Source organism: Clostridium sp. CM041 (genome assembly GCF_055081035.1).
On record NZ_CM143648.1, the window covers coordinates 3,298,659 to 3,321,145 of the forward strand.

General features: G+C 31.8%; 23 protein-coding genes, 5 tRNA genes and 2 other annotated features. Of the genes, 22 read left to right on the plus strand and 6 right to left on the minus strand.

Going from position 1 to position 22,487, the window contains the following annotated elements; translation table 11 throughout:
- Positions 1–41: 41 nt before the first annotated feature.
- Entirely contained in the window at positions 42–1,736 is a 1,695-nt protein-coding gene (locus ACWJJT_RS15555; RefSeq protein WP_462956798.1) for a peptide ABC transporter substrate-binding protein, read from the plus strand.
- Between the two features lie 323 nt (positions 1,737–2,059).
- Entirely contained in the window at positions 2,060–3,412 is a 1,353-nt protein-coding gene (locus ACWJJT_RS15560; protein WP_216303281.1) for a bifunctional folylpolyglutamate synthase/dihydrofolate synthase, read from the plus strand.
- A gap of 538 nt (positions 3,413–3,950) precedes the next feature.
- On the opposite strand, the gene ACWJJT_RS15565 is transcribed toward ACWJJT_RS15560, so the two are convergent.
- Positions 3,951–4,199, minus strand: coding sequence for a TIGR03905 family TSCPD domain-containing protein (locus ACWJJT_RS15565; protein ID WP_216303280.1), 249 nt, complete (start codon positions 4,197–4,199; stop codon positions 3,951–3,953).
- 149 nt (positions 4,200–4,348) lie between these two features.
- Between ACWJJT_RS15565 and ACWJJT_RS15570 the strand changes: the two genes are divergently transcribed.
- Positions 4,349–5,230 (plus strand): YncE family protein, encoded by an 882-nt coding sequence (locus ACWJJT_RS15570; RefSeq protein WP_462955341.1) that lies wholly within the window; start codon positions 4,349–4,351, stop codon positions 5,228–5,230.
- A 26-nt stretch (positions 5,231–5,256) separates the two neighbouring features.
- Here the strand turns inward: ACWJJT_RS15570 and ACWJJT_RS15575 are convergent, their stop codons facing one another.
- A complete protein-coding gene (locus ACWJJT_RS15575; protein ID WP_216303278.1) occupies positions 5,257–5,784 on the minus strand; it encodes a DUF4364 family protein in 528 nt (175 codons plus the stop codon).
- A 288-nt stretch (positions 5,785–6,072) separates the two neighbouring features.
- On the opposite strand from ACWJJT_RS15575, the gene pdaB reads away from it, so the two are divergent.
- Positions 6,073–6,822 (plus strand): polysaccharide deacetylase family sporulation protein PdaB, encoded by a 750-nt coding sequence (pdaB, locus tag ACWJJT_RS15580; RefSeq protein WP_462955342.1) that lies wholly within the window; start codon positions 6,073–6,075, stop codon positions 6,820–6,822.
- A 182-nt stretch (positions 6,823–7,004) separates the two neighbouring features.
- Positions 7,005–7,694 (plus strand): single-stranded DNA-binding protein, encoded by a 690-nt coding sequence (locus tag ACWJJT_RS15585; protein WP_462956799.1) that lies wholly within the window; start codon positions 7,005–7,007, stop codon positions 7,692–7,694.
- Between the two features lie 239 nt (positions 7,695–7,933).
- Here the strand turns inward: ACWJJT_RS15585 and dapD are convergent, their stop codons facing one another.
- Positions 7,934–8,644, minus strand: a complete 711-nt coding sequence (dapD, locus tag ACWJJT_RS15590) for a 2,3,4,5-tetrahydropyridine-2,6-dicarboxylate N-acetyltransferase (protein ID WP_462955343.1) — start codon at positions 8,642–8,644, stop codon at positions 7,934–7,936.
- Positions 8,645–8,833: 189 nt separating this feature from the next.
- Here dapD and ACWJJT_RS15595 point away from each other — a divergent pair, with 189 nt between their 5' ends.
- Entirely contained in the window at positions 8,834–9,985 is a 1,152-nt protein-coding gene (locus tag ACWJJT_RS15595) for a pyridoxal phosphate-dependent aminotransferase (protein WP_462955344.1), read from the plus strand.
- Between the two features lie 205 nt (positions 9,986–10,190).
- Here the strand turns inward: ACWJJT_RS15595 and dapB are convergent, their stop codons facing one another.
- The gene (gene dapB / locus ACWJJT_RS15600; RefSeq protein WP_462955345.1) at positions 10,191–10,946 is read right to left on the minus strand and encodes a 4-hydroxy-tetrahydrodipicolinate reductase; all 756 of its coding nucleotides are present in this window, start codon (positions 10,944–10,946) and stop codon (positions 10,191–10,193) included.
- Positions 10,943–11,839 carry a 4-hydroxy-tetrahydrodipicolinate synthase gene (dapA, locus tag ACWJJT_RS15605; protein WP_462955346.1) on the minus strand — a complete coding sequence of 299 codons (897 nt, stop codon included), beginning with the start codon at positions 11,837–11,839 and terminating at the stop codon, positions 10,943–10,945. The genes dapB and dapA overlap by 4 nt, the downstream gene beginning before the upstream one ends.
- 340 nt (positions 11,840–12,179) lie before the next feature.
- Here dapA and ACWJJT_RS15610 point away from each other — a divergent pair, with 340 nt between their 5' ends.
- The 8 genes from ACWJJT_RS15610 to ACWJJT_RS15645 all read left to right on the plus strand — a co-directional run bounded on the left by ACWJJT_RS15610 (position 12,180) and on the right by ACWJJT_RS15645 (position 14,934).
- On the plus strand, positions 12,180–12,419 hold the full coding sequence (locus ACWJJT_RS15610; protein WP_165414222.1) for a small, acid-soluble spore protein, alpha/beta type: 240 nt from the start codon (positions 12,180–12,182) through the stop codon (positions 12,417–12,419).
- A gap of 98 nt (positions 12,420–12,517) precedes the next feature.
- Positions 12,518–13,255, plus strand: a complete 738-nt coding sequence (locus ACWJJT_RS15615; RefSeq protein WP_462955347.1) for a class I SAM-dependent DNA methyltransferase — start codon at positions 12,518–12,520, stop codon at positions 13,253–13,255.
- A gap of 31 nt (positions 13,256–13,286) precedes the next feature.
- Complete coding sequence (gene hslO / locus ACWJJT_RS15620; RefSeq protein WP_462955348.1) at positions 13,287–14,168, plus strand: Hsp33 family molecular chaperone HslO; 882 nt, start codon at positions 13,287–13,289, stop codon at positions 14,166–14,168.
- 331 nt (positions 14,169–14,499) lie between these two features.
- Positions 14,500–14,575, plus strand: a tRNA-Val gene (locus ACWJJT_RS15625).
- 5 nt (positions 14,576–14,580) lie between these two features.
- Positions 14,581–14,657: transfer RNA gene (locus ACWJJT_RS15630), tRNA-Asp, on the plus strand.
- Positions 14,658–14,686: 29 nt separating this feature from the next.
- A tRNA-Phe gene (locus tag ACWJJT_RS15635) sits at positions 14,687–14,762 on the plus strand.
- A 4-nt stretch (positions 14,763–14,766) separates the two neighbouring features.
- Positions 14,767–14,841: transfer RNA gene (locus ACWJJT_RS15640), tRNA-Gly, on the plus strand.
- A gap of 18 nt (positions 14,842–14,859) precedes the next feature.
- Positions 14,860–14,934 (plus strand) — tRNA-Cys (locus ACWJJT_RS15645).
- 75 nt (positions 14,935–15,009) lie between these two features.
- Here the strand turns inward: ACWJJT_RS15645 and ACWJJT_RS15650 are convergent.
- Positions 15,010–15,705 (minus strand): DUF6873 family GME fold protein, encoded by a 696-nt coding sequence (locus ACWJJT_RS15650; protein ID WP_462955349.1) that lies wholly within the window; start codon positions 15,703–15,705, stop codon positions 15,010–15,012.
- Positions 15,706–15,855: 150 nt separating this feature from the next.
- On the opposite strand from ACWJJT_RS15650, the gene ytxC reads away from it, so the two are divergent.
- From ytxC to pheS, 8 genes are all read left to right on the plus strand, one after another.
- A complete protein-coding gene (ytxC, locus tag ACWJJT_RS15655) occupies positions 15,856–16,758 on the plus strand; it encodes a putative sporulation protein YtxC (protein ID WP_462955350.1) in 903 nt (300 codons plus the stop codon).
- A gap of 122 nt (positions 16,759–16,880) precedes the next feature.
- Positions 16,881–16,992: a sequence feature (ribosomal protein L20 leader region), on the plus strand.
- 34 nt (positions 16,993–17,026) lie between these two features.
- Positions 17,027–17,554, plus strand: coding sequence for a translation initiation factor IF-3 (gene infC / locus ACWJJT_RS15660; RefSeq protein ID WP_165414227.1), 528 nt, complete (start codon positions 17,027–17,029; stop codon positions 17,552–17,554).
- 20 nt (positions 17,555–17,574) lie between these two features.
- Positions 17,575–17,772, plus strand: coding sequence for a 50S ribosomal protein L35 (gene rpmI, locus ACWJJT_RS15665; RefSeq protein ID WP_165414228.1), 198 nt, complete (start codon positions 17,575–17,577; stop codon positions 17,770–17,772).
- A 27-nt stretch (positions 17,773–17,799) separates the two neighbouring features.
- Complete coding sequence (rplT, locus tag ACWJJT_RS15670; protein WP_165414229.1) at positions 17,800–18,159, plus strand: 50S ribosomal protein L20; 360 nt, start codon at positions 17,800–17,802, stop codon at positions 18,157–18,159.
- Between the two features lie 118 nt (positions 18,160–18,277).
- A complete protein-coding gene (locus ACWJJT_RS15675; RefSeq protein WP_462955351.1) occupies positions 18,278–19,642 on the plus strand; it encodes a TrkH family potassium uptake protein in 1,365 nt (454 codons plus the stop codon).
- Between the two features lie 11 nt (positions 19,643–19,653).
- Complete coding sequence (locus ACWJJT_RS15680; protein WP_462955352.1) at positions 19,654–20,313, plus strand: potassium channel family protein; 660 nt, start codon at positions 19,654–19,656, stop codon at positions 20,311–20,313.
- A gap of 12 nt (positions 20,314–20,325) precedes the next feature.
- A complete protein-coding gene (locus ACWJJT_RS15685) occupies positions 20,326–21,111 on the plus strand; it encodes a TrmH family RNA methyltransferase (RefSeq protein ID WP_462955353.1) in 786 nt (261 codons plus the stop codon).
- A gap of 68 nt (positions 21,112–21,179) precedes the next feature.
- Positions 21,180–21,393: a binding site (T-box leader), on the plus strand.
- Positions 21,394–21,452: 59 nt separating this feature from the next.
- A complete protein-coding gene (gene pheS / locus ACWJJT_RS15690) occupies positions 21,453–22,472 on the plus strand; it encodes a phenylalanine--tRNA ligase subunit alpha (protein WP_165414233.1) in 1,020 nt (339 codons plus the stop codon).
- Positions 22,473–22,487: the final 15 nt, after the last annotated feature.

A 22,487-nucleotide genomic window follows, 5' to 3' on the forward strand; every position in this document is an offset into this window, starting at 1 on the left:
TGCTTTGCAACGAATAGTTATATATATAACAGGGGGGAATAATAAAAATGAATAAATCAACAAAGATTAGTGCAACTTTGATTGCGGTAACCTTAGGGGTATCATTGCTATCGGGCTGTGGCACTAAAGCGGCACCAGAGGCTAATGGCAAGGTGCCGCAGGTAATAACTTTCAATTTAGGTGCAGAACCTAAGACTATCGATCCAGCATTAAGTCAGGCAAGTGACAGTGCAGATGTTATCGGAAATGCTTTTGAGGGTTTGATGAGATTGGATGATAAAGATAAACCAATTCCAGGTATGGCTGATAGGTATGAAATGTCAAAAGATGGTTTGACTTATACGTTTCATATTAGAAGTGGCGCTCAATGGTCAGATGGCAAACCAGTTGTTGCTGGTGATTTCGAATATGCGTGGAAAAGAGTTTTAAAGCCTGCAACTGCTTCTGTATATTCTTATCAACTTTTTTACTTGAAGAATGCCCAAGGGTATAATGAAAGCGAACTTGCAGCTGACAAGAAAACAGCTGGTGTAAAATCAGCAACTGTTGATGAAGTCGGAGTTAAGGCTAAAGATGATTCAACTCTTGTAGTTACCCTCGAGAACCCAACTGCTTACTTCTTATCACTTATGGCTTTCGAAACATATATGCCGATTAGAAAAGATGTAGCAGATAAAGATGCTTCTTGGGCAACCAAACCTGCAACTTATATTACTAATGGTGCATTTAAAATGAAAGAATGGAAACCTAAGGATGTTTTGACTTTTGTAAAAAACGACAAATATTGGGATGTTAAAAATATTAAACTTGATACTCTTAACTATAAAATGTTAGAGGATCAAACAGCAGCACTTTCAGCATATAAAGCCGGTCAAATGGATCTCATTAAAGACCCACCACAATCAGAAATTCCTGCGCTTGTAGCAGATGGTAGTTGCAAAATCACTCCTAATTATGCAACTTACTACTATGTGCTAAATCTTACAGCAGAGGCGGTTAAGATAAATCCAGAGGCTGCTAAGGCTATACAAAACCCTAAAGTAAGAAAAGCATTATCGCTTGCCCTTAACAGAAAAGACATAGTTGATAACGTTAGTAAAGGTGGGCAAACCCCAGCAACGTCATTTGTTCCAAAAGGGAGTCTAGAACCAAATGGTAAGGATTTTGCAAATAAAGCTTACTACCCAGCGGAGGGAGATATAGCTCAAGCTAAAAAATTACTAGCTGAAGCAGGGTATCCAGATGGAAAAGGATTCCCTAAAATAACTTTACTCTATAACACCCTTGCGGGACACCAAAATATAGCTGCTGCAGTTCAAGATATGTGGAAAACAAATCTTGGAGTAAATATAGAACTTAAGAACCAAGAATGGAAGGTATTCATACAAACAAGAAATACTAAGCAATATATTCTTGCAAGAAATGGCTGGAATGCAGACTACACAGATCCAATGACATTCCTTGATTTATTTACAACAAGTTCAGGAAATAATGACGCTGGATACAGTAATCCAGCATATGATGCAAAAATAATAGCTGCAAAAAAGGAATTAGATCCAGCTAAGAGAATGGCTATTTTGCATGAAGCAGAAGACATTATTATGAACAATGATGTTGTAATTCCTATTTATGGGTATACAAATACAATGGTTTCAAAACCAAATATTATGGGAGTTCGTACATCAGCTTTAGGAAAACATTGGTTCCAAAAAGCCTACGTAACTGCTGCTAAATAACATAAAATAGCAAAATAATAAAATGCCCTATAGAGTAGATAAAAGTCTATGCTGTAGGGCATTTTTATGAAAATAAAAGAGGTGGGTTAACAGATCTAATGGGGGAATAGATGTTAACCGTCTCTAATATTTTCTCAGGTATTAGTACGCAGTATCTATACATAAAATAATTCCTAAAAAGAATTACTTAGAATATTTTATTTAAGTAATGATTAAAGTGTTACAAATTTTTTGGATTTTTTATAAAAAAGGTTGTTAACTGCCACTAAGTTGGTATAAAATTTAACCGGACATAGTTATTTATTTTGAAAGGAAGGATAAGCATGAATTATAATGAATCTATAGCTTACATAAAAAATACAGCAAAGTTTGGTAGCAAACTTGGGCTTGAGAGAACTGAAAAAATATTAGAACTTTTAGGAAACCCACATAAAAAATTAAAGTGTATACATATTGCAGGAACTAATGGGAAAGGTTCAACTACTGCTATGGTGACTACGATTTTGGTCGAAGCTGGATATAAGGTAGGCTCATATATTTCGCCATTTATTGAAGAGTTTGAAGAACGAATGCAAATAAATAATAAAAACATCTCTAAAGGAGATTTAAGTGATGTTGTGACAGAGGTTTCTAAAGCGGTAGAAAAGGTAGTGGAACTAGGATATAGTAATCCAACAGAGTTTGAAATCATTACCTGCGCGGGTTTTTTATATTTTTATAAAAACAATATAGATTTTGCAGTGGTTGAAGTAGGGATGGGTGGAAGGCTTGACTCAACAAATGTAATTACACCTATTTTAAGTATTATTGCATCTATTAGTTTGGACCATACGCTAATACTCGGAGATACCATCGCTAAAATTGCTTGTGAAAAGGCAGGTATTATTAAAGAGGGGATTCCCGTAGTTATGTTTCCACAACAAAAACAAAGCGAAGAAGTAATAGAAAGAATATGTAGAGAAAAAAAATGCAAATTAATAAAAGTATCACAGGATTCAGCGGTATATTTAGGGAAGGGAAATTTACAATATAGTGCAGTGGATTCAATGGAAGAAACAATGTGTACTAGTAATAATGCTATAATTCAAAAATTGAAAGTGCAAACTTCAAATAATGATTATACTATTGATTTATCACTTTTAGGAAAACATCAATTACTAAACTGTTCTGTAGCGGTTCATGCTATAGAGGAGCTTATAGAGCAAGGCGCAATGATTAATAGAGATCATATAATAACAGGGCTTGGGAGTGTAGTGTGGCCAGCAAGGCTTGAGGTGATGCATAAAAAGCCTTTAGTAGTTATAGATGGTGCACACAATATAGATGGTATAGAAAAACTTACGCAGAGTATTGATATGTACTTTAACTACAAAAAAATCATATTAATTTTAGGAATCCTTGCGGATAAGCAAGTGGAAGAGATGATAAAAACTATAGTTCCAAAGGTGAGTAGAGTTATTACTGTTACCCCCCATAGCGATAGGGCAGAACTCTGCGAAGAATTAAAAATCCAAGTAGAAAAATATACTATGAGTTGCGAGGCAATTGAAGATTATGAGGATGCATATAAAAAAGCTTTGAGCTACTGCGATGAAGATGATTTACTGTTAGTGTCAGGTTCTTTATACATGGTGGGCGATATGAGAAAAATAATACGAAATGTTCATAGCCATTAATAGTAATAAAAATAAATTGACACATATTACTAGATAATATGTGTCAATTTATTTTTATTATATAGGAAACAGCTTGCGGAAAATATTAAATTCAAAACATATGTACCGCATATGCAGCCTACCGGCTAAAAGACTTTTGGTGGGGATTAAAGAAAATTATTATTTTCTTTATCAGAAATTAATCTTAAATACATCTTAGGGCACTTCGTCTGTCACAAAATATCCTCAGAATCTTTGGTTTGTTATTTTCTTTAAGTTCCCTTAGTGTAAATATGATATAGTATGAAGTTTCTCCGGAAGTGGCACCAAATAAGAAGAGCAGAAACATTGAAATTCCATTTAAAATTCTTCTTTTGCAAATATAAAATTCTCGTGAGACTGACTGGAAGGAAGGCTAGCGAACCGGCGCACGCCGAATGTGAGTGTTAGAGAATTTTATATTTGCAAAAGATTAGAATTTCTTAATGGAATTTCACGTTTCAAACTCTTATTTGGTGCCACGCAGGGGAAACTTCATACGAATCGTATTCTTATTTGGTTAAGCTTTTGCAACTAATTCTTCCAGTGCCAAAGCTAATTGGTCTGGGCAAGAAGTGCTTTTACCACCACAGTTAATACCCTTAAGTTTTTTTATAACTTCGGAAACTTCCATACCTTTTACTAAGGTTGAAATTCCACTTAAATTTCCAGCGCATCCTCCTGTGAAAACAACATTTGTTATTTTATCGTCAACGACTTCAAAAGTTATTTTTTTTGAACAAACGCCTTTTGGATCATAACTATACATAATTTACTCCTCCGTCCTTTGTAATATTAATAATTACAATAGTTATTATATACTATTAAGTATCCTCATTTCAAGAATTTAATTTTAATGAAAACAATGTTAGCATATTAGCGCTATTTTCATATTATGGTTATGGGGAGGTGAGGGATTTGAGAAAGTTATATGTGTGTAGTACTTCAGCAGATTGCATATCAAAAGTTAACTTGGATTTGTTTATAGAAGAAGAAAAAATATATTTGGATAAAAAAAATCTCAAAAGAATTGGTCCTCATGGTATATATATATATAAAAACAAGATATTAACAGCTAATAGTTATGATAATAGTATTTCTATGGTTGATATTGATAATAATGAAACAGAAAGTTATTTTATAGGTATGCATTGTAATGATTTATCAGTTTATGATAATAGGGCATATGTTATTTGTGGAGATTCTGATGATATAATAGTTTTTGATTTAGACAAAAAAACAATTGTAGAAGTAATTCCATGTGGTAACTCACCACATAGTATTTATCTTTGTAAAAGAAAGAACCTTATTATAGTGGCAAATATGAATAGTGACAGCATAACAATAATAGATTGTGCTCAGAATACAAATATTAAAAATATTAGGGTGGGGGCATATCCTACTAAAGCTCTAATTACCCCGGATGGAAATTATATTTTAGTTTGCGAGAGCAATATAGGTATAGACAATAAGGGAAGTATAAGCATTATTTCATTAAAAAACTATAACGTATTATACAAGATACCTGTTGGTAATTCGCCTGTGGACATGTATTGTAATGAAAAATACTGTTATGTATCAAATTTTGGAGATGGCACGGTGAGTATATTAGACATAAATAATTACAAAGAGATAAAAAAAATTAAAATTGGGGGTATGCCTCGGGGAATACTCGAAGATGAAAAATATTTGTATGTAGGTGATAATTATAACAATTTGCTTATTAGAATTGATAAAATTACTGAAAATAAAAAAGCCATCTCTATTGGCGGAGAGCCCACAGGTATGGCACTTTTATAAAAATCAGCTTCTATAGAAGATTAAGATTAATCATCTATGAGAAGATTAATTATTTTAGCATAAAGTTCAGAAGGGTTTTTTCTCCATTTACTGCATAAATTTCGTGCTTGCTTGTTCGACGCAACACTAAGTTTAATATCTATAAGTGTAAAATTATCTTCTGAAGCGGTTAGGTTAACTAAATAATTATTATTGTTTTCTATTGTGTAATCAGCACTAACCGTGAGTGCTTTTTTGATGTTTTCAATATGAACTTTCAAATAGCTATCAATAAGTTGTATCTTGCTTTCAGAAATTCTTCCTTTAAATAAAGATAGAACATTGTCACCTTTTTGCGAAATGACTAATCTATGTTTACCTTTCTGATCAGTATGCTTAAGTAGGTTAGATGCAATAAGTTCCGTAATATATTGTTGCAAAGTAAAATAATTTATAAAATTATTCTCTAAAATAATTTGTGTTATTTGAATATTAGAAATAGGGAGCTTTATTTTATAAAATATATAAAGTAAAAGAAGCTTATTTTCAGCTAAGTCTAAAGCATCCTCAAACATATCTGTTCCTCCTTGTAGTCTGCTTAATATAAAACAAAAATGAACGGTATCATTTCATGTAAAATTAACTATAAACATTATAACATAAAAAGCACCGAAATGAATCGGTGCTTTTAATTTTAATACTATATAATGGGTTATCTGAATTTTCAAAGAAATAAACTTTATAAATTATACACATATATATTAACTTATAGAATATAAATTTAAAGTATAAATGTGCGGGGAGACGATAGGAGATATCTATTACTTTGGCACAAAGTGATTATAAGGAGGATATAAGAGGATATGAATTACATAAAAAAAAAATTAATAGTATTTTGTGCGATTTTCATTGTAATTTTATCAATTATAGGTGTTTATAACTTAAAAACTAAGGGTGCGTTTTTGGGTGAGCAACGTAAATTACCAATTTACTCCGTAGATACTAAAGAGAAAAAGATTGCAATCTCTTTTGATGCAAACTGGGGCGATGATAGAACAGATGATATATTAAAAATATTAGATAAGTACAATGCTAAAGCAACGTTTTTTATAGTGGGAGCGTGGCTAGACCAGTATCCGGATAGAGTAAAGACTATACATCAAAAAGGCCATGAAATAGGGAACCATTCCAATAAGCATCCTATAATGACTACAATATCCAAAGAGAGAATGAACAAAGAGATAACCACCACAGATGCTAAAATAATGGCTATAACAGGGAAAGAAACAACTCTTTTTAGATGCCCATCTGGAGAATATAATAATTTAGTAATTGAGACCGTAGAATCAACAAATCATTATTGTATTCAATGGGATGCAGATAGTATTGATTGGAAAGAGCAGGGGGCAGAAATTGAGTATAATAGAATAATTAAAAAGACTAAGCCGGGCTCCATACTTTTATTTCACAATAATGCAAAATATACACCTGAAAATTTGGATAAAATTTTAAACCATTTTAAGGCTCAAGGCTATGAATTTGTAAAAATATCAAACCTTATATACAAAAAAAATTATTATATAAATGAATCAGGAAAACAAATACAAAAATAAAAATTAAATGTATTGAAATCCACGGTGTATTTGTATTATAATGGAAATGACAATTAGTTATAATTTTGGAAAAATAGATATAAACAAAATTCTCTTAATATTAGGTATATTACATTGAAAAACTGAATATTTATATTCTAAAGAAAGTTTATTAAAAAAAACTAAGGGAAAGAGGGATTATGATGGATAATGTTATGTTAAATAACAAGATTTATTTAGAAGGAAAGGTAGTATCTGAATTGAAATTCAGTCATGAAATGTATGGAGAAGGCTTTTATGTATTCGATTTTGAGGTTTGGAGACTTAGCGAAACAACAGATATTTTAACTATAACAATTTCTGAAAGATTAATTGCAGGTATGAATATTACAATAGGAAATGAGTTTATAGTTGAAGGTCAACTTAGATCTTACAATAAATTCGTTGACGGATCTAACCGATTAATATTAACGGTATTTGCTAGAGATATTAAAATTTGTGAAGAACACAGTAAGAATCCAAATCAAATATTTTTAGATGGATATATTTGCAAGAGTCCGGTGTATAGGACAACTCCCTTTGGGAGAGAGATTGCGGACATGCTTTTAGCAGTTAACAGATTGTATAATAAATCTGATTATATACCTACAATTGCTTGGGGACGAAATTCTAGGTTTTGTAAAAGTCTTGAAGTAGGAGATAATATAAGAATATGGGGAAGACTTCAGAGTAGAGAATATCAAAAGAAATTATCAGATGACGAAGTTATAAAGAAAGTGGCATATGAAGTCTCTATATCAAAGATGGAAAAGGTTGATAAAGATGGTGAGGGCACAGTAGAAGCGGATATGATTGATGAAGAGCAGGACCTTGAAGCTCTAGACGTTATATAGTATAGATATGTAGAATGAATTTTCTTCTTTTAATGGGGTTGAAAAGAGCATATATTACGTAAAATACATTCGAACAAGCTTTAGTAATTCAAACTAATTTTATCGGAAGATACGTTAAGAACGGTACATGTTTGAGCGTTAGCGAGTTTGTACTGTTTAGTATCTTTCAATAAAATTAGTTTAGAATTACTTAGCAAAGTAAAATGAATTTGTAGTAATATATGCTCTTTTAATTTTTGTTATTTTCTTAAATCATCAAGTAGTTTAGTTTTTTCTTTAGTTCCACTATCCACATTTTTTATTATTTTTGCTGGTGTTCCAGCAACTACAACATTTTCAGGGATATCATTTACAACTACAGATCCTGCTGCCACTATAGAATTATTTCCAATTTTTACTCCTTCTAAAATTACAGCATTGGCTCCAATTAGTACATTGTCTCCAATTTCACAAGGACTTTTGCTTGGCGGTTCTAACACTCCTGCGATTACTGCACCTGCACCTAAATGAACTCTTTTACCGAGTTTACCTCTGGCACCAACAACAGCATTCATATCTACCATAGTTTCATCGCCAATTTCAGCACCTATGTTAATTATGGCACCCATCATTATAACGGCATTTTTACCTATGGTAACCTTGTCGCGTATAATTGCACCTGGTTCAATTCTTGCATCGATATTTTTTAAATCTATCAAAGGGATAGCAGAGTTTCGTCTGTCTTGTTCAAGTTTGGATTTTTTGATTCTGTCTTTATACTTCATTAGAAAATCTGATACCTCATTACTTTCTCCAAAAAGGATATAAAAGCTTCCGTTACCAAAACTTTCTATATTACCAAATTCGCATTGTGATAAATCTCCATCAATATAGAGTTTGAGTGGAGTTGCCTTTTTAGCTTCTTTTATGTACCTTGCAATTTCATAAGGGTCGGTTAAATCATAGTTCATAGTTAATCTCCTTTCGTATTATAAGTATTAAGCCAAATTTTCATTTTTATGCATTTAATTTCGATTACACCATAAATATTAGCATTATCCTAGAACAATTTAAAAAATACTGATTTTTATTCTATTATATAGTAAAATACTTATAATGCAAATAATTGAAAGCACAAACACATTGAAAAGGATGATGTTATGGATAATTTATTTTCAAATAATGTAAACAATGTAGAGATTTCTGGAATTAGAAAATTTTTTAATAAGGTTTCACAAGTTGAAGGGGCGATTTCACTGACTCTTGGTCAACCTGATTTTCCAGTGCCTAAAAATATTAAGAAAGCCATGATCCAAGCTATTAATGAAAATAAAACTGAGTATACAACTAATGCAGGTATTCCGGAGCTACGACATGAGATTTCTAATTTTTTATGCGGCACAGGCATCAACTATTCAGCTGATGAAATAACTGTGACTGTTGGTGGGAGTGAGGCACTTCTATGCACATTTGCAGCATTTTTAAATGCTGGAGACAAAGTGCTGGTACCGACCCCAGCTTATCCAGCTTATGAGAGCTGTGTAAAGATCTTTGGAGCAGAAGTAGTTAATTATAAGCTTAACAGTGATTTTACTATTAATTTTGAAACATTAAATAAACTTATTAATGAAGAAAATCCTAAGATTTTAGTGATGTCACATCCGTCTAACCCTACTGGAGCAACATTAACATTATTCGAGCGAAATAAACTTTTTCAAATCCTAAAAGAAAAAAATATTTACATAATAAGTGATGAAATTTATAGCTCATTATGTTATGAAAAATACTATTCATTAGCTCAAATTGATGAATTAAGAAATAAAGTAATTTTGGTGGGTGGATTTTCTAAAATGTTTTCAATGACAGGACTTAGAGTTGGATATGTTTGTGCTAGCAAATATATCATGGATAATATAATGAAAGTACATCAGTATAATGTTTCTTGTGCACCTTCAATATCTCAATGGGGTGCGTGCGAAGGATTACTTTCCAGCATGAATGATGTAAATAATATGAAAGTGGAGTTTGAGAGGCGAAAAGATTATGTATATAAAAGGTTGAAGCAAATGGGAATGGATACAACTATTCCTAAAGGGGCCTTTTATATATTTCCCTCTATAACAAAATTTTCTATGAGTAGCGAAGAGTTTTGCAACAGACTGTTGAATGAAGGCAAGGTCGCTGTTGTGCCTGGTTCGGCTTTTGGAGCCGGAGGAGAAGGTTTCATAAGGATATCATATTCTTATAGTATGGAAGTGTTAAAAGAGGCTTTAGATAGAATGGAAAAATGGATTAAATCATTACCTAAGTAATTTTTAAAAATATTGAACTAGAAAAGCAACCTATTTAAGTATTTAATACTTTGAAGGTTGCTTTTGTAGTTCAAAGGCTAAATCAATCCTGCGGATCTGTATTAACGACTTCAGAAGGAGATTTGTACTCCCACTGAAGTTTTTTATTTGTTAGGGCACGTAACTCCAGCGTGTAGTAATGGGAGACTTTCCTTCTGAACTGTCGTTATATTGACATATTAACTACATCATCCATACTATATAGACCTTTTTCTTTTCCATATATATATTCGCAGGCTTTAAGTGCACCTATTGCAAAAACATCTCTTGATATTGCAGTATGCTTAATTTCAATACATTCTCCTTTTCCTGCAAATATGACTTCATGATCACCTATAATACTTCCACCACGGATAGCGTGAATCCCTATTTCATTAGGTTGTCTTTTACTTAAACCGTCACGTCCTTTGACAAAGGTGGTTTCGTCATCTATAGAATCCTTAATTGTATTTGCAAGAAGTAGAGCGGTACCACTAGGGGAATCGACTTTTTGATTATGATGCTTTTCAATTATCTCAATGTCAAAATCCTTGTAAAGCATATTGCTTATGCTTTTAAGTATATTATTAACAACATTTATACCTATAGACATATTTGCAGAGTGGAATACTGGGATTTCGGTGCTGAGGGAACTGATTTTAGATAACTGTTCTTGCGTGTAACCAGTAGTGCAGAACACAATAGGGATATTTTTCTCTTTAGAATACTTACATAAGGAATCTAAAGCATCTGGCCTTGAAAAATCTAAAATCACATCTATATCATTTTCACATTCAAGTATGCTGTCATAGCATGTATAGCCTAAATTAAATGAATTTTTATCAACACCTGCAACAATTGAAATCGTTGTTGATGCTTTAGTCATTTCAGAAATAACTTTGCCCATTTTTCCATTGCAGCCATTTAGAAGCATTTTAATCATTTGATTTCCTCCTTTAAAGGGATATTATATGCTTTTAATTCTTTTTTTAGAATCTTTAAATTTAATTCATCCATTTCACATAGTGGTAGTCTTAAAGCCCCGACTTCCATTCCCATAAGATTCATAGCTGTTTTTACAGGGATAGGGTTAGTTTCTATGAATATAGAGCCATTAAGAGGAAGATAATCCAATTGAATTTTTAGAGCTTTTGAATGCTCGCCTTTTAAATATAATTCACACATGTTATGAATCACTGTAGGAATTATATTTGAAAGAACAGATATAACTCCGATACCTCCTAAGGAAAGTATAGGTATAACTTGGTCGTCATTACCTGAATAGATATCTATTCTATCTCCGCAGAGCGCTTTAATCTGTGCTATCTGACTTATATCGCCGCTCGCTTCTTTAATTGCTACAATGTTTTGTACTTCGCATAATTTTAGAAGTGTGCTTGGAATAATATTAAGACCTGTTCTCGAAGGAACGTTGTATATTATTATTGGTGAAGTTACACTATTTGCAATTGCCTTGAAATGCTCAACTAAGCCTTTTTGAGTAGTCTTATTATAGTAAGGCGTAATTACAAGTAATCCGTCTACTCCTATTTTTTCTGCCCATTTGCTCATACTTATTGCAGCGGCAGTATTGTTACTTCCTGTACCCGCGATTACTGGAATTCTCTTATTAACTAGATCAACTACAAATTTTATAGTCTCTTTTCTTTCTTGCTCGGTCATAGTAGAAGCTTCACCTGTAGTACCACATACTACAATAGCATCTGTCATGCTTTTGATATGCCATTCTATTAATTCTTCGAGTTTTTTAAAATCTACGCCTCTTTCATTAAATGGAGTGACTATTGCAACACCAGAACCTTTAAAAATACTCATAAGATTACCTCCTAGTAGTTTATACTATATAGTTATTAATTTAGATAGCTTTTAGTGAAGCATTTCGTAATATTCTTCATAATGAATTAAGAAACACATAAATTATCACTAAAATATTTTTCTTATTAGATTATATTATATAGCCCATATGTAAAAATATATATACTTTTAAAAAAAAAACTGAAAATCAGCAAGGTACAATTTAATGGGTATATTTATAAAACTGTAATTTAAATCATATTATGATTAAATAACGGGTAATATTTATTTATTATTATGAATAAAAAACCTCGAATTGTAAAAAATATAAGATATTACAATTATAATTAGGAGGTATATGATGGGTAAAACACCTTTGAAAAAAGTTATAAAAGCTAAATTAAGAACAAATAAAGAGTTAACTAAAAACGAAATGCTAAGAGAATCGTTAAAATATGAAATAGCAGAAGAATTAGGATTAACAGAAAAGATAGATGTTGATGGTTGGAGTGGGTTAACAGCAGAAGAAACAGGAAGAATTGGAGGCTTAATGACAAAAAGAAAGAAAGCCATAAATCTCCCTAAAAACAAAGATTTTTAAAGATATTAAGCAAATTAATTTGGACAATATTTGGTATATAGGTTAGTATATTATATACCATTATAGTATTAAGAGGAATATAAAGGAGAAATGTTAATATGAACTGTTACAAAGAGTTTGCTTGTATATATGATGAATTAATCAATTCTGATATTGATTATAAAACATGGGCTTCCCAAATATTATGTATTTGCAAAGAGTATCACTTAGATATGGAGAGTTATTTAGATTTAGCCTGTGGTACAGGAAATCTTACTATAGAAATTGCAAATGAGTTTAAGCATACGTGGGCAGTTGATTTATCTTGTGATATGTTAAGTCAAGCAGAGAAAAAGATGAGAGATGCTCGGGTAGGAGCAAAATTTGTATGCCAAGATATTTGTGAATTGAATTTAGATAATACTTTTAATCTTATAACTTGCGGATTAGATTCTAGCAACTATATATTAAAAAAAGAAAATTTTAAAAAGTATTTATTAGGTGCTTATGATTTATTAAAACAGGATGGGTTATTCATCTTTGATATTAACTCTTATTATAAACTTACCAATGTGCTTGGAAATAATATTTATAATTACGATAGTGATGATGTAGTGTATATTTGGGAAAATTATTTAGAAAATGATATAGTGCAAATGAATTTAACTTTTTTTGTAAAAGAAGGACAAGTGTTCAGACGCTTTGATGAGCAACACTCTGAAAGGGCCTATAAAGAAGAATATGTAGAAAGTGTTATAAAAGAAATTGGGTTCGAAATAATTAAAAAGATGGATAACTATGAAGATAAAGTAGTAAGTAAAATCACAGAGCGAATATGTTATGTACTTAAGAAGTAAAAAACAAAAATAGTTTACAGGAGGCTAGTATATGGATAAATTGGTTAGAGCTACTGCAAAGGAAGGCCAGGTTAGAATAGTTGCAGCAATAACTACGGATTTAGTAAATGAGGGGGTTTCTATGCATTTGTGTGCACCCACGGCAGCAGCTGCTTTTGGTAGGATGCTAACGGCTGGTACTCTTATGGGAAGCATGTTAAAGTCGCAGCAAGATAGTTTAACACTTCAAATTGATGGCGGAGGAGAAGCAAGAGGAGTGGTAGTAACTGCTCATGCTGATGTAAGTGTAAAAGGGTACATAGGAAATCCTAATGTAGATTTGCCTGCAAACAAACAGGGGAAACTTGATGTAAGTGCTGCCATTGGTATGGATGGTTATTTAAGGATTATAAGAGATTTGGGACTAAAGGAACCGTATATAGGTCAAGTGCCAATCTCTACAGGTGAAATTGGGGATGATTTAGCTTATTACTTTACTGTATCAGAGCAAACGCCGTCTGCTGTGGGACTCGGAGTTTTAGTTGACACGGACATGAGCATTAAAGCTTCAGGAGGTTTTATAATACAAATGATGCCTGGTGCAGATGAATTTTTAGCTGATATAATAACGTATAGACTTGAAGAAATTCCATCTATAACTGAATTAATAGCAAAAGGGATGAACATCGAAGAAATTTTGGAATTTATTTTTGAAGATATGGAACTTAAAATACATGAAGAGGTTAAGCCGACGTATAAATGTGATTGTTGTAGGGAAAGAGTTGAGAAGGCCTTAATAAGTATAGGTAAAAAGGATTTAGAGGAATTATATAATGATGGTAAAACAGAAGAACTTAAATGCCATTTTTGTAATGAAAATTATGAATTCAATCATGAAGAAATTGGGAAATTACTTAAAGAAGCTAATTCATAGAAAAAATACATCTTTGGATAAAGAGAATATAGTATTTGTGATATTGCTTTTTATAGTGAGCAATACACAAACTATATTCTATAGTAATATATGTTTCAAATCGTAGTAAAGTGGAGTAAATTTGACAAATAGGGAGTATAATTCAAATATACATGAATATCCGCCGTATTTATGGTTGACAGCCGTAAGAAAATCTTATAATATAATAAAGTACTCACAAAGTACACATGGACGAGGAAGTTAACAATAAAGTAAAAAAACAGTTAACACATAAAGTAGTTGACAAGTTTTATGAAATGATGTAAACTGTACTAGTCTGATAAAGATATGTGGGAGCATAGCTCAGCTGGGAGAGCATCTGCCTTACAAGCAGAGGGTCACAGGTTCGAACCCTGTTGTTCCCACCACATATGGCTCAATAGCTCAGTTGGTTAGAGTGCCGCCCTGTCACGGCGGAGGTCGAGGGTTCGAGTCCCTTTTGAGTCGCCATTTAAATTTACTAAATTTAAAATTATTAAGGCTGGATAGCTCAGTCGGTAGAGCAGAGGACTGAAAATCCTCGTGTCCCTGGTTCGATTCCTGGTCTAGCCACCATGTTGCGGAAGTGGCTCAGTGGTAGAGCGTCACCTTGCCAAGGTGAACGTCGCGAGTTCGAATCTCGTCTTCCGCTCCAACTATAATTATGAATAATGGCGCTATAGCCAAGCGGTAAGGTCAAGGTCTGCAAAACCTTTATTCCCCGGTTCAAATCCGGGTGGCGCCTCCAAAACAATAAAAAGTAGTCCAAATGCTGATGTTTCAGCAATTGGGCTACTTTTTATTTCCGCATATTCTGGATTCTTTAGACTCTCAAAATACTACCTCTATCGATTAGTTTTCCATTTCTTAAAAACACGGGTTCTACCTTATGCTTATTTAAAAAATTTAATACTTCTTTCCCATACAAATAATGATCTAAGTGACCATAAAAAGCTAAGACATTATCTTCGATAAGACCTGTTACGCCACCTATAAAACCGTAGTTAAGCCCGGGAAGGATAATATCACCAGGTGGGACTAATAAAATATCTATTTTTTCAATGCTTAAAGCCTTAGCGATAGAAACATCACTAGTTATGACTGCATGATCATTTACAATGCAAGTAGAGCATTTTGTATAACCTTGCTTAACGTTTATTAATTTTCTGTTTTTCAATAGTGACAAAAGATTAGTGTCAGTAAAATTAACTGAGTGAATAAAAAGATTGCCTAGGCTTAATGAATTGAGACATATATCATAAGGGTATTTATTTTTTAAAGTTGAATTTGATTTATAAACTTTATAATTTAACAAAACTAAGCTCAGTATGAATTCGTTATCCATGTCTTTATGAACTATAATATCATTGCCTAAAATATGCATAAGCATATCAGGGTGACCACATACAGCCTCGTATAAAATGTTACTAGGAGGGCAAATAAGCAAGTTATATCCTCTAGAAACTAAATATTCCTTTTCTTCGTTATGGATTCTAAAATCAACAATAATATTTTTCATTACAATACTCCTATTTAATATTTATTTTCTTATGTTTATTTTATAACACAAAGCTATCGCAAATTGCAATATGTCGATAATTGTTTAATCTATTTTGCATATACATTAATATTACACACATACTATCTTAGTGAGAAAGGAGTGTGCGAAATGCTTTTATTAACTATTGTATATAATAGGAGTATGGAATGTATTATTGATGAAATTAAAGACATTAAGAAGTGTTTTGAAGATAAAAAAAAATTTTCAGGTATTTCGGAAAATATAATAGGGGATACTCACGTAGTAAAGTTTTTTTGTGATGATGACAACTTAAGTGATGCTGGTATCAAAACATTTAATTTGCATGTTGCAAACATGTTATATAAAATAGTTGTAATGGAATTTTGTAAAAAAGGACTTAAAAAATTTTTAGATGAATCTTATTTTTTTCTGCAATTTGATGAAATAGAACAAATTAAACCTAGAATACAAGAATACTTGAGCAGTGAAGGCGAAATATCTGGACCTAATGGAGTATACTGTATGAATAAGAAAAATAGTATAATCGATAAGATAACTAAATGTATAGAAGAAAATAATGAAATTAACATACGTGGATTTTTAACCTTTAGGACAAAAGAGCTAAAGGGTGATTTAGAGTGCATAGTGGATAAAGTTGTGGAAGAGTATATGGTAGAGAAAGAATATAATGAGTTTATAAAATTGCTTAAATACTTTGTTGATGTTCAGGATAGTAAGGTAGATGAGATTAATATTCTAATTGAAAAAAACGGAAATTATCGTTTAACAGATGAAGAAGGTAATGATTTAGTAGGAAATATGATGATGGAGTTACCGGATGTTAAATTTGATTCAAAAGAAAATCAAGAAGAGCTTATTATTAGCACTATGATAACCAATGCTCCTAAAAAAGTAATTATACACTGTGTAGAACATTGTAAAAATAAAGAACTAATACAAACGATAAACAAGGTTTTTGCAGATAGGGTCTATTATTGTGATAAATGTGTTAAATGTGAAGAGATAAAAAAAGAAACTCTTGTATGGTAGTAAGGCATTTTGATATGTGAATAAAATAAATAAAAAAGTGTTGACAAACAAATACTTAGATAGTATACTTTGAATTGTTGTGAATGAAAATATAAAAAATATTTTAATATAATAGAGTTATCTTTTACAAGAAGAAACAGCCGTTTCTCACCTAACAGTAATGCTAGTTAGGTTAATTAGTAATTTAAATTTGTTACTATTAGGGACGGCATTTTGCCGTCCTTTTAATTGTTTAAATATTATATTTTTATCTAAATACACTTAGGAGGTGAAAATTATTAGTAAAAACAAAGATTTCATGATGAATGAAGAAATCAGAGTTAGAGAAATAAGAGTTATTGGAGCTGATGGTTCTGCATTGGGTATTTTGAATACTAAAGATGCGTTGAATCTTGCGGAAGAGAAAGATTTAGATTTAGTTATGATGTCTCCTACCGCAAAACCTCCAGTATGTAGAATAATGGATTTTGGTAAGTTTATTTATGAACAACAGAAAAAAGAAAAAGAAGCTAAAAAGAAACAAAAAGTTGTTAATCTTAAAGAAATACGATTAAGTGCAACAATAGAAGATCATGATATTGCAATTAAGGCTAGTAATGCTAAAAAATTCTTGTTGGATGAAGATAAGGTAAAGATAACCGTAAGATTTAGAGGTAGAGAAATTGAAAACTCAAAAGTAGGACATAAGATATTAAAATCTTTTGTAGAAAAAATCGGTGATGTTTATATTGTTGAAAAACCAGCGAGACAAGAGGGAAGAAATATGATAATGATTTTAGCTCCCAAAAAAGCATAACTGAGAGGAGGAATTTTATTATGCCTAAAATGAAAACACATAGAGGCGCAGCAAAAAGATTTAAGAAAACAGGAACAGGTAAGTTAAAAAGAGCTAAAGCTTTTACAAGTCATATATTAACAAAGAAAAGCCCGAAAAGAAAAAGAAACCTTAGAAAAACAGCATATGTTTCAACAACTCAAATAAAATCGATGAAGAAATTGTTACCATACTTATAATTGAATGGTGATTAGGAGGTATATTAAATGGCAAGAATTAAGCGAGCAGTTAACTCTCGTAAAAACCATAAAAAAGTATTAAAGCTTGCAAAAGGCTACTATGGTGGTAGAAGTAAGTTATTTAAAACAGCTAATGAAGCAGTAATGAGAGCACTTAGAAATGGTTATATCGGAAGAAAATTAAAGAAAAGAGATTTTAGAAAACTTTGGATAGCTAGAATCAATGCTGCTACAAGGTTAAATGACCTTTCGTATTCAAGATTCATGAATGGAATGAAACTTTCAGGCATAGATATTAACAGAAAAATGCTTTCTGAAATTGCAATAAATGATCCAAAAGCTTTTGCTGAATTAGTAGAAGTTGCAAAAAAACAATTACAAGCATAAAAATTATTTATTCAAAAATGTAGCCATACGGCTGCATTTTTTATTGCATTTTTGACAAAAACATGTAAAGTGATATAATTAGTAAAACATCATAGTTGGAAATTTAGAGGTGAATAATTTGAAATTAGATATTAAAGATCTTAAAAAGAAAAGCATATATACTCCTGTTCGGATACTTGCATTAGGGTTTGCTATAGTCATAGTTATAGGGGCAATACTATTAAGTCTACCTATAGCTTCGCAAAGTGGTAAAATTACGCCTTTCATAGATTGTATATTTACCTCTACATCTGCTGTGTGTGTTACAGGACTTGTAGTACTAGACACAGGAACATATTGGACATATTTTGGCAAAACAGTGATTATGTTACTTATAGAAATAGGTGGACTTGGATTTATGTCTGTAGCTACTTTAGTTTTTTTAATTTTAGGTAAAAGAATAACATTAAAGGAAAGACTAGTAATGCAGGAGGCTATGAATGTAAACTCATTACAAGGGTTAGTGAAAATGGTCAGATATGTATTGATATTTACAATTTATGTTCAGATAACAGGTGCTGTGTTATTCTCAACACAATTTATTCCTGAATTTGGAATTGCCAAAGGTATTTATTATAGCGTGTTCCATTCGGTGTCTGCGTTCTGCAATGCTGGGTTTGATTTGATTGGAAACTTTAATAGTGTCACTGCTTATGCTAGTAATTCAGTAGTAATATTAACAATTGCATCATTAATAATAATAGGTGGGTTAGGATTTTATGTTTGGGTAGAAATTTATAATTGCAAGGGAACAAAAAGATTGTCACTCCATGCTAGAATAGTTATTTACTCGACGATAGCATTGGTTGTTTTAGGGGCAATACTTATGTATATTTTTGAGATGAATAATGCCGACACTATGCAAGGAATGTCTATTAAGGGCAAATTTTTATCTTCCGTTTTTGCATCAGTTTCTCCAAGAACAGCAGGGTTTAATTCTATACCACTCGGTAAAATGACCACGGCGGGAAAGTTTTTAACAATAATTTTAATGTTTATTGGAGGATCGCCTGGATCAACGGCGGGTGGAATAAAAACGACTACTGCCATTGTGATTTTTATGACTATAGTGTCTGTGGTTCGTGGAAGAGAAGATACTGAAATATTTCAAAAGCGCATAAGCAAAGAATTTGTGTATAAAGCGTTTGCAGTATCACTTATTTCCCTAACAATTGTTATATCAGTTACCATGATATTATCTATTACACAGAACCCGAATATTCCTTTTGAATACTTTTTGTATGAGGCTACTTCAGCATTTGCTACAGTTGGATTAACACTCGGATTAACTACAAAATTAACATTTGTAGGAAAGGTAATAATATTACTTACCATGTATGCAGGGAGAGTGGGACCACTTACTATAATACTAGCATTAGCTAAAAATAAAAAAAGTAAATCGGGAAATATAAAATACCCAGAAGGCAAAATTTTAATTGGATAGGGGTGGGGTTAATGATTAAAAAACAGTTTATTGTTATAGGTCTCGGAAGATTTGGAGAATCCGTTGCTGAAACATTATATTCTTTGGGAAATGATGTATTAGCAGTTGATTTTGATGAAGATGTAGTTCAAAATATTTCGGATAATGTAACTCATGCAGTTCAAGCTGATGCGAATGATGAAAATAGCTTAAGGGCTCTTGGAATTCGTAATTTTGATTGTGCAGTCATTAGTATAGGTTCTAATATCCAATCTAGCATTTTGGCAACACTCTTAGTTAAAGAATTAGGAGTAAAATATGTGATAACAAAAGCGACTAATGCCCTGCATGCTAAAGTATTATATAAAATAGGTGCAGACAGAGTAGTTTTTCCAGAAAGAGATATGGGTGTACGCGTTGCTCATAATTTAGTATCATCAAATATATTAGATTATATTGAATTATCTCCTGATTATAGTATAGCTGAAGTTATTAGTCCTGAAGAATGGCATAATAAAACCCTGGGAGAATTAAATATAAGAGCTCAATATGGTATAAATGTAATGGCTATAAAAAGAAACAATGATATTGATGTTGCTCCAGCAGCTGATAATATTGTTGAACCAGGTGATATTATTGTTGCAATAGGTAATATTGAAGAATTAAATAAGTTGGAAAATCTAGTTAAATAAGGAGCATTCAGTTTGGAACATATTCAAAGTAAGGATAATTTATTGATTAAAGATATAAAAAAGTTAAAAGAAAAGAAATATAGAAAAGACAGTAATATGTTTTTAGTTGAAGGTTTCAGATTTGTAGAAGAAGCTTTGGATTCTGGTTTTGAAGTGGTGCACATTTTTATAAGTGCTAGAGGAGATTCAAAATATGAAAACTCTTGTATGAAAAACAAGCTACAGAAGAATACTAAAGTTTATAGTGTTAGTGACAGTTTATTCAAAAGTATTTGCGATACGGATAATCCGCAAGGTATTATTGCTACAGTTAGAAATAAACCGGTAGAGATTAAATATGATCATGGCTTCTATATGTTAGCTGATAAAATACAAGATCCAGGTAATATGGGAACTATAATTAGAACAGCTCATGCGGCGGGAGCACTAGGAGTTATAATTACAAAAGGAACTGTAGATATCTATAATGAAAAAACTTTAAGATCCACAATGGGTTCTATTTTTAAAATACCCGTTATTTGCGATAGTGATCTATCGGTGGTGCAAAAGCTTAGGAGCGCTGGATTTAAGCTAGTTACTAGTTCGTTGGATACTGATAAAAACTTCTATAATGTAGATCTTAGAGAGAAAGTTATTATATCAGTTGGAAATGAAGGAAATGGAATAAGCGCCGAAGTTTATGAGATATGTGATTTGAAAATTAAAATTCCCATGCCTGGTGGTGCAGAATCTTTAAATGCAGCTGTAGCTGCATCAATTATGATGTATGAAGTCGTAAGACAGAAAAATAATATATGATTTTTAAATTCATAGTTGAATTTTATTGTAGTTGTGGTTATAATATTTTGTATACTTCCATAAATTAATAATAAACTGTGACGGAGAAAGTAAATATAAAGATACTTACAGGGATAAGAAGCCTTAGACTGAGAGCTTCATTAAGAAATTTTTATATCCAAGTTCACTCCAGAGTTCTAATGGTGAAAAAAAAGTAGCCGATAGCGGGTAAAACCGATAAATTTATCTAAGAGGACTGTTTTTAGTCAATTAGGGTGGTAACGCGGATTTTCCGTCCCTTTATTGGGGATGGTTTTTTTTGTTTTATAAAGAATTATCAAAATATGAGAGGAGCATTCATTATGAAAGAAAAGTTAGAAACGATAAAAGCTGCAGTTTTAGAAGAATTAAAAGGAGCTGCTATTAAAACAGAATTAGAAAATATCAGGGTTAAATATTTAGGCAAAAAAGGTGAATTGACGCAAATATTAAGAGGCATGGGACAGTTATCAAATGAAGAAAGACCAATTGTTGGAAAATTAGCAAATAAAGTAAGAGAGGATATAGAGACACTTATAGATAAAGCCTCAGATACATTAAAAAACAATGAAAAAGAAATGAAACTAAAAAGTGAAGTTATAGATATATCAATGCCGGGGAAAAAACAAACAGTAGGCAAAAGACATCCGTTAGAGTTAACACTTGAAAAAGTTAATGAAATATTTTTATCTATGGGATTTGTTATTGAAGAGGGCCCTGAGGTAGAAAGAGATTATTATAACTTTGAGGCATTAAACATACCTAAAAATCATCCGGCAAGAGGTGAACAAGATACTTTTTACATAAATGATAATATAGTTTTAAGAACCCAAACTTCACCAATACAAATAAGAACTATGGAACTTCAGAAACCGCCTATAAAAATGATAGCGCCGGGTAAAGTTTATAGATCCGATGCAGCGGATGCTACTCATTCACCAATATTTTATCAAATTGAAGGGCTTATAGTAGATAAGGGAATTACCTTTGCCGATTTAAAAGGGACGCTAGAATTATTTACGCAAAAAATGTTCGGAGACGAAATGGAAACAAAGTTTAGACCACATCATTTTCCTTTTACAGAGCCATCAGCTGAGATGGATGCCACTTGTTTTGTGTGCAATGGTAAAGGGTGCAAGGTTTGCGGCGGTAGCGGCTGGATAGAACTTTTAGGTTGTGGCATGGTTCATCCGGACGTTTTAAGAAATTGTGGGATTGATCCAGAAGTTTATAGCGGATTTGCTTTCGGGTTTGGACTTGATAGAATTACAATGTTAAAATACGGAATAGATGATATTAGAGCACTTTATGAAAGTGATATGAGATTTTTAAAACAATTCTAAAATATAAATAATAAT

Bases quoted from the DNA above. Each gene is read 5' to 3' on its own strand.
- ACWJJT_RS15560 (WP_216303281.1), top strand. From the start codon at position 2,060: ATGAATTATAATGAATCTATAGCTTACATAAAAAATACAGCAAAGTTT.
- ACWJJT_RS15565 (WP_216303280.1), bottom strand. From the start codon at position 4,199: ATGTATAGTTATGATCCAAAAGGCGTTTGTTCAAAAAAAATAACTTTT.
- ACWJJT_RS15575 (WP_216303278.1), bottom strand. From the start codon at position 5,784: ATGTTTGAGGATGCTTTAGACTTAGCTGAAAATAAGCTTCTTTTACTT.
- pdaB (WP_462955342.1), top strand. From the start codon at position 6,073: ATGAATTACATAAAAAAAAAATTAATAGTATTTTGTGCGATTTTCATT.
- ACWJJT_RS15585 (WP_462956799.1), top strand. From the start codon at position 7,005: ATGGATAATGTTATGTTAAATAACAAGATTTATTTAGAAGGAAAGGTA.
- dapD (WP_462955343.1), bottom strand. From the start codon at position 8,644: ATGAACTATGATTTAACCGACCCTTATGAAATTGCAAGGTACATAAAA.
- ACWJJT_RS15595 (WP_462955344.1), top strand. From the start codon at position 8,834: ATGGATAATTTATTTTCAAATAATGTAAACAATGTAGAGATTTCTGGA.
- dapB (WP_462955345.1), bottom strand. From the start codon at position 10,946: ATGATTAAAATGCTTCTAAATGGCTGCAATGGAAAAATGGGCAAAGTT.
- dapA (WP_462955346.1), bottom strand. From the start codon at position 11,839: ATGAGTATTTTTAAAGGTTCTGGTGTTGCAATAGTCACTCCATTTAAT.
- ACWJJT_RS15610 (WP_165414222.1), top strand. From the start codon at position 12,180: ATGGGTAAAACACCTTTGAAAAAAGTTATAAAAGCTAAATTAAGAACA.
- ACWJJT_RS15615 (WP_462955347.1), top strand. From the start codon at position 12,518: ATGAACTGTTACAAAGAGTTTGCTTGTATATATGATGAATTAATCAAT.
- hslO (WP_462955348.1), top strand. From the start codon at position 13,287: ATGGATAAATTGGTTAGAGCTACTGCAAAGGAAGGCCAGGTTAGAATA.
- ACWJJT_RS15650 (WP_462955349.1), bottom strand. From the start codon at position 15,705: ATGAAAAATATTATTGTTGATTTTAGAATCCATAACGAAGAAAAGGAA.
- ytxC (WP_462955350.1), top strand. From the start codon at position 15,856: ATGCTTTTATTAACTATTGTATATAATAGGAGTATGGAATGTATTATT.
- rpmI (WP_165414228.1), top strand. From the start codon at position 17,575: ATGCCTAAAATGAAAACACATAGAGGCGCAGCAAAAAGATTTAAGAAA.
- rplT (WP_165414229.1), top strand. From the start codon at position 17,800: ATGGCAAGAATTAAGCGAGCAGTTAACTCTCGTAAAAACCATAAAAAA.
- ACWJJT_RS15680 (WP_462955352.1), top strand. From the start codon at position 19,654: ATGATTAAAAAACAGTTTATTGTTATAGGTCTCGGAAGATTTGGAGAA.
- pheS (WP_165414233.1), top strand. From the start codon at position 21,453: ATGAAAGAAAAGTTAGAAACGATAAAAGCTGCAGTTTTAGAAGAATTA.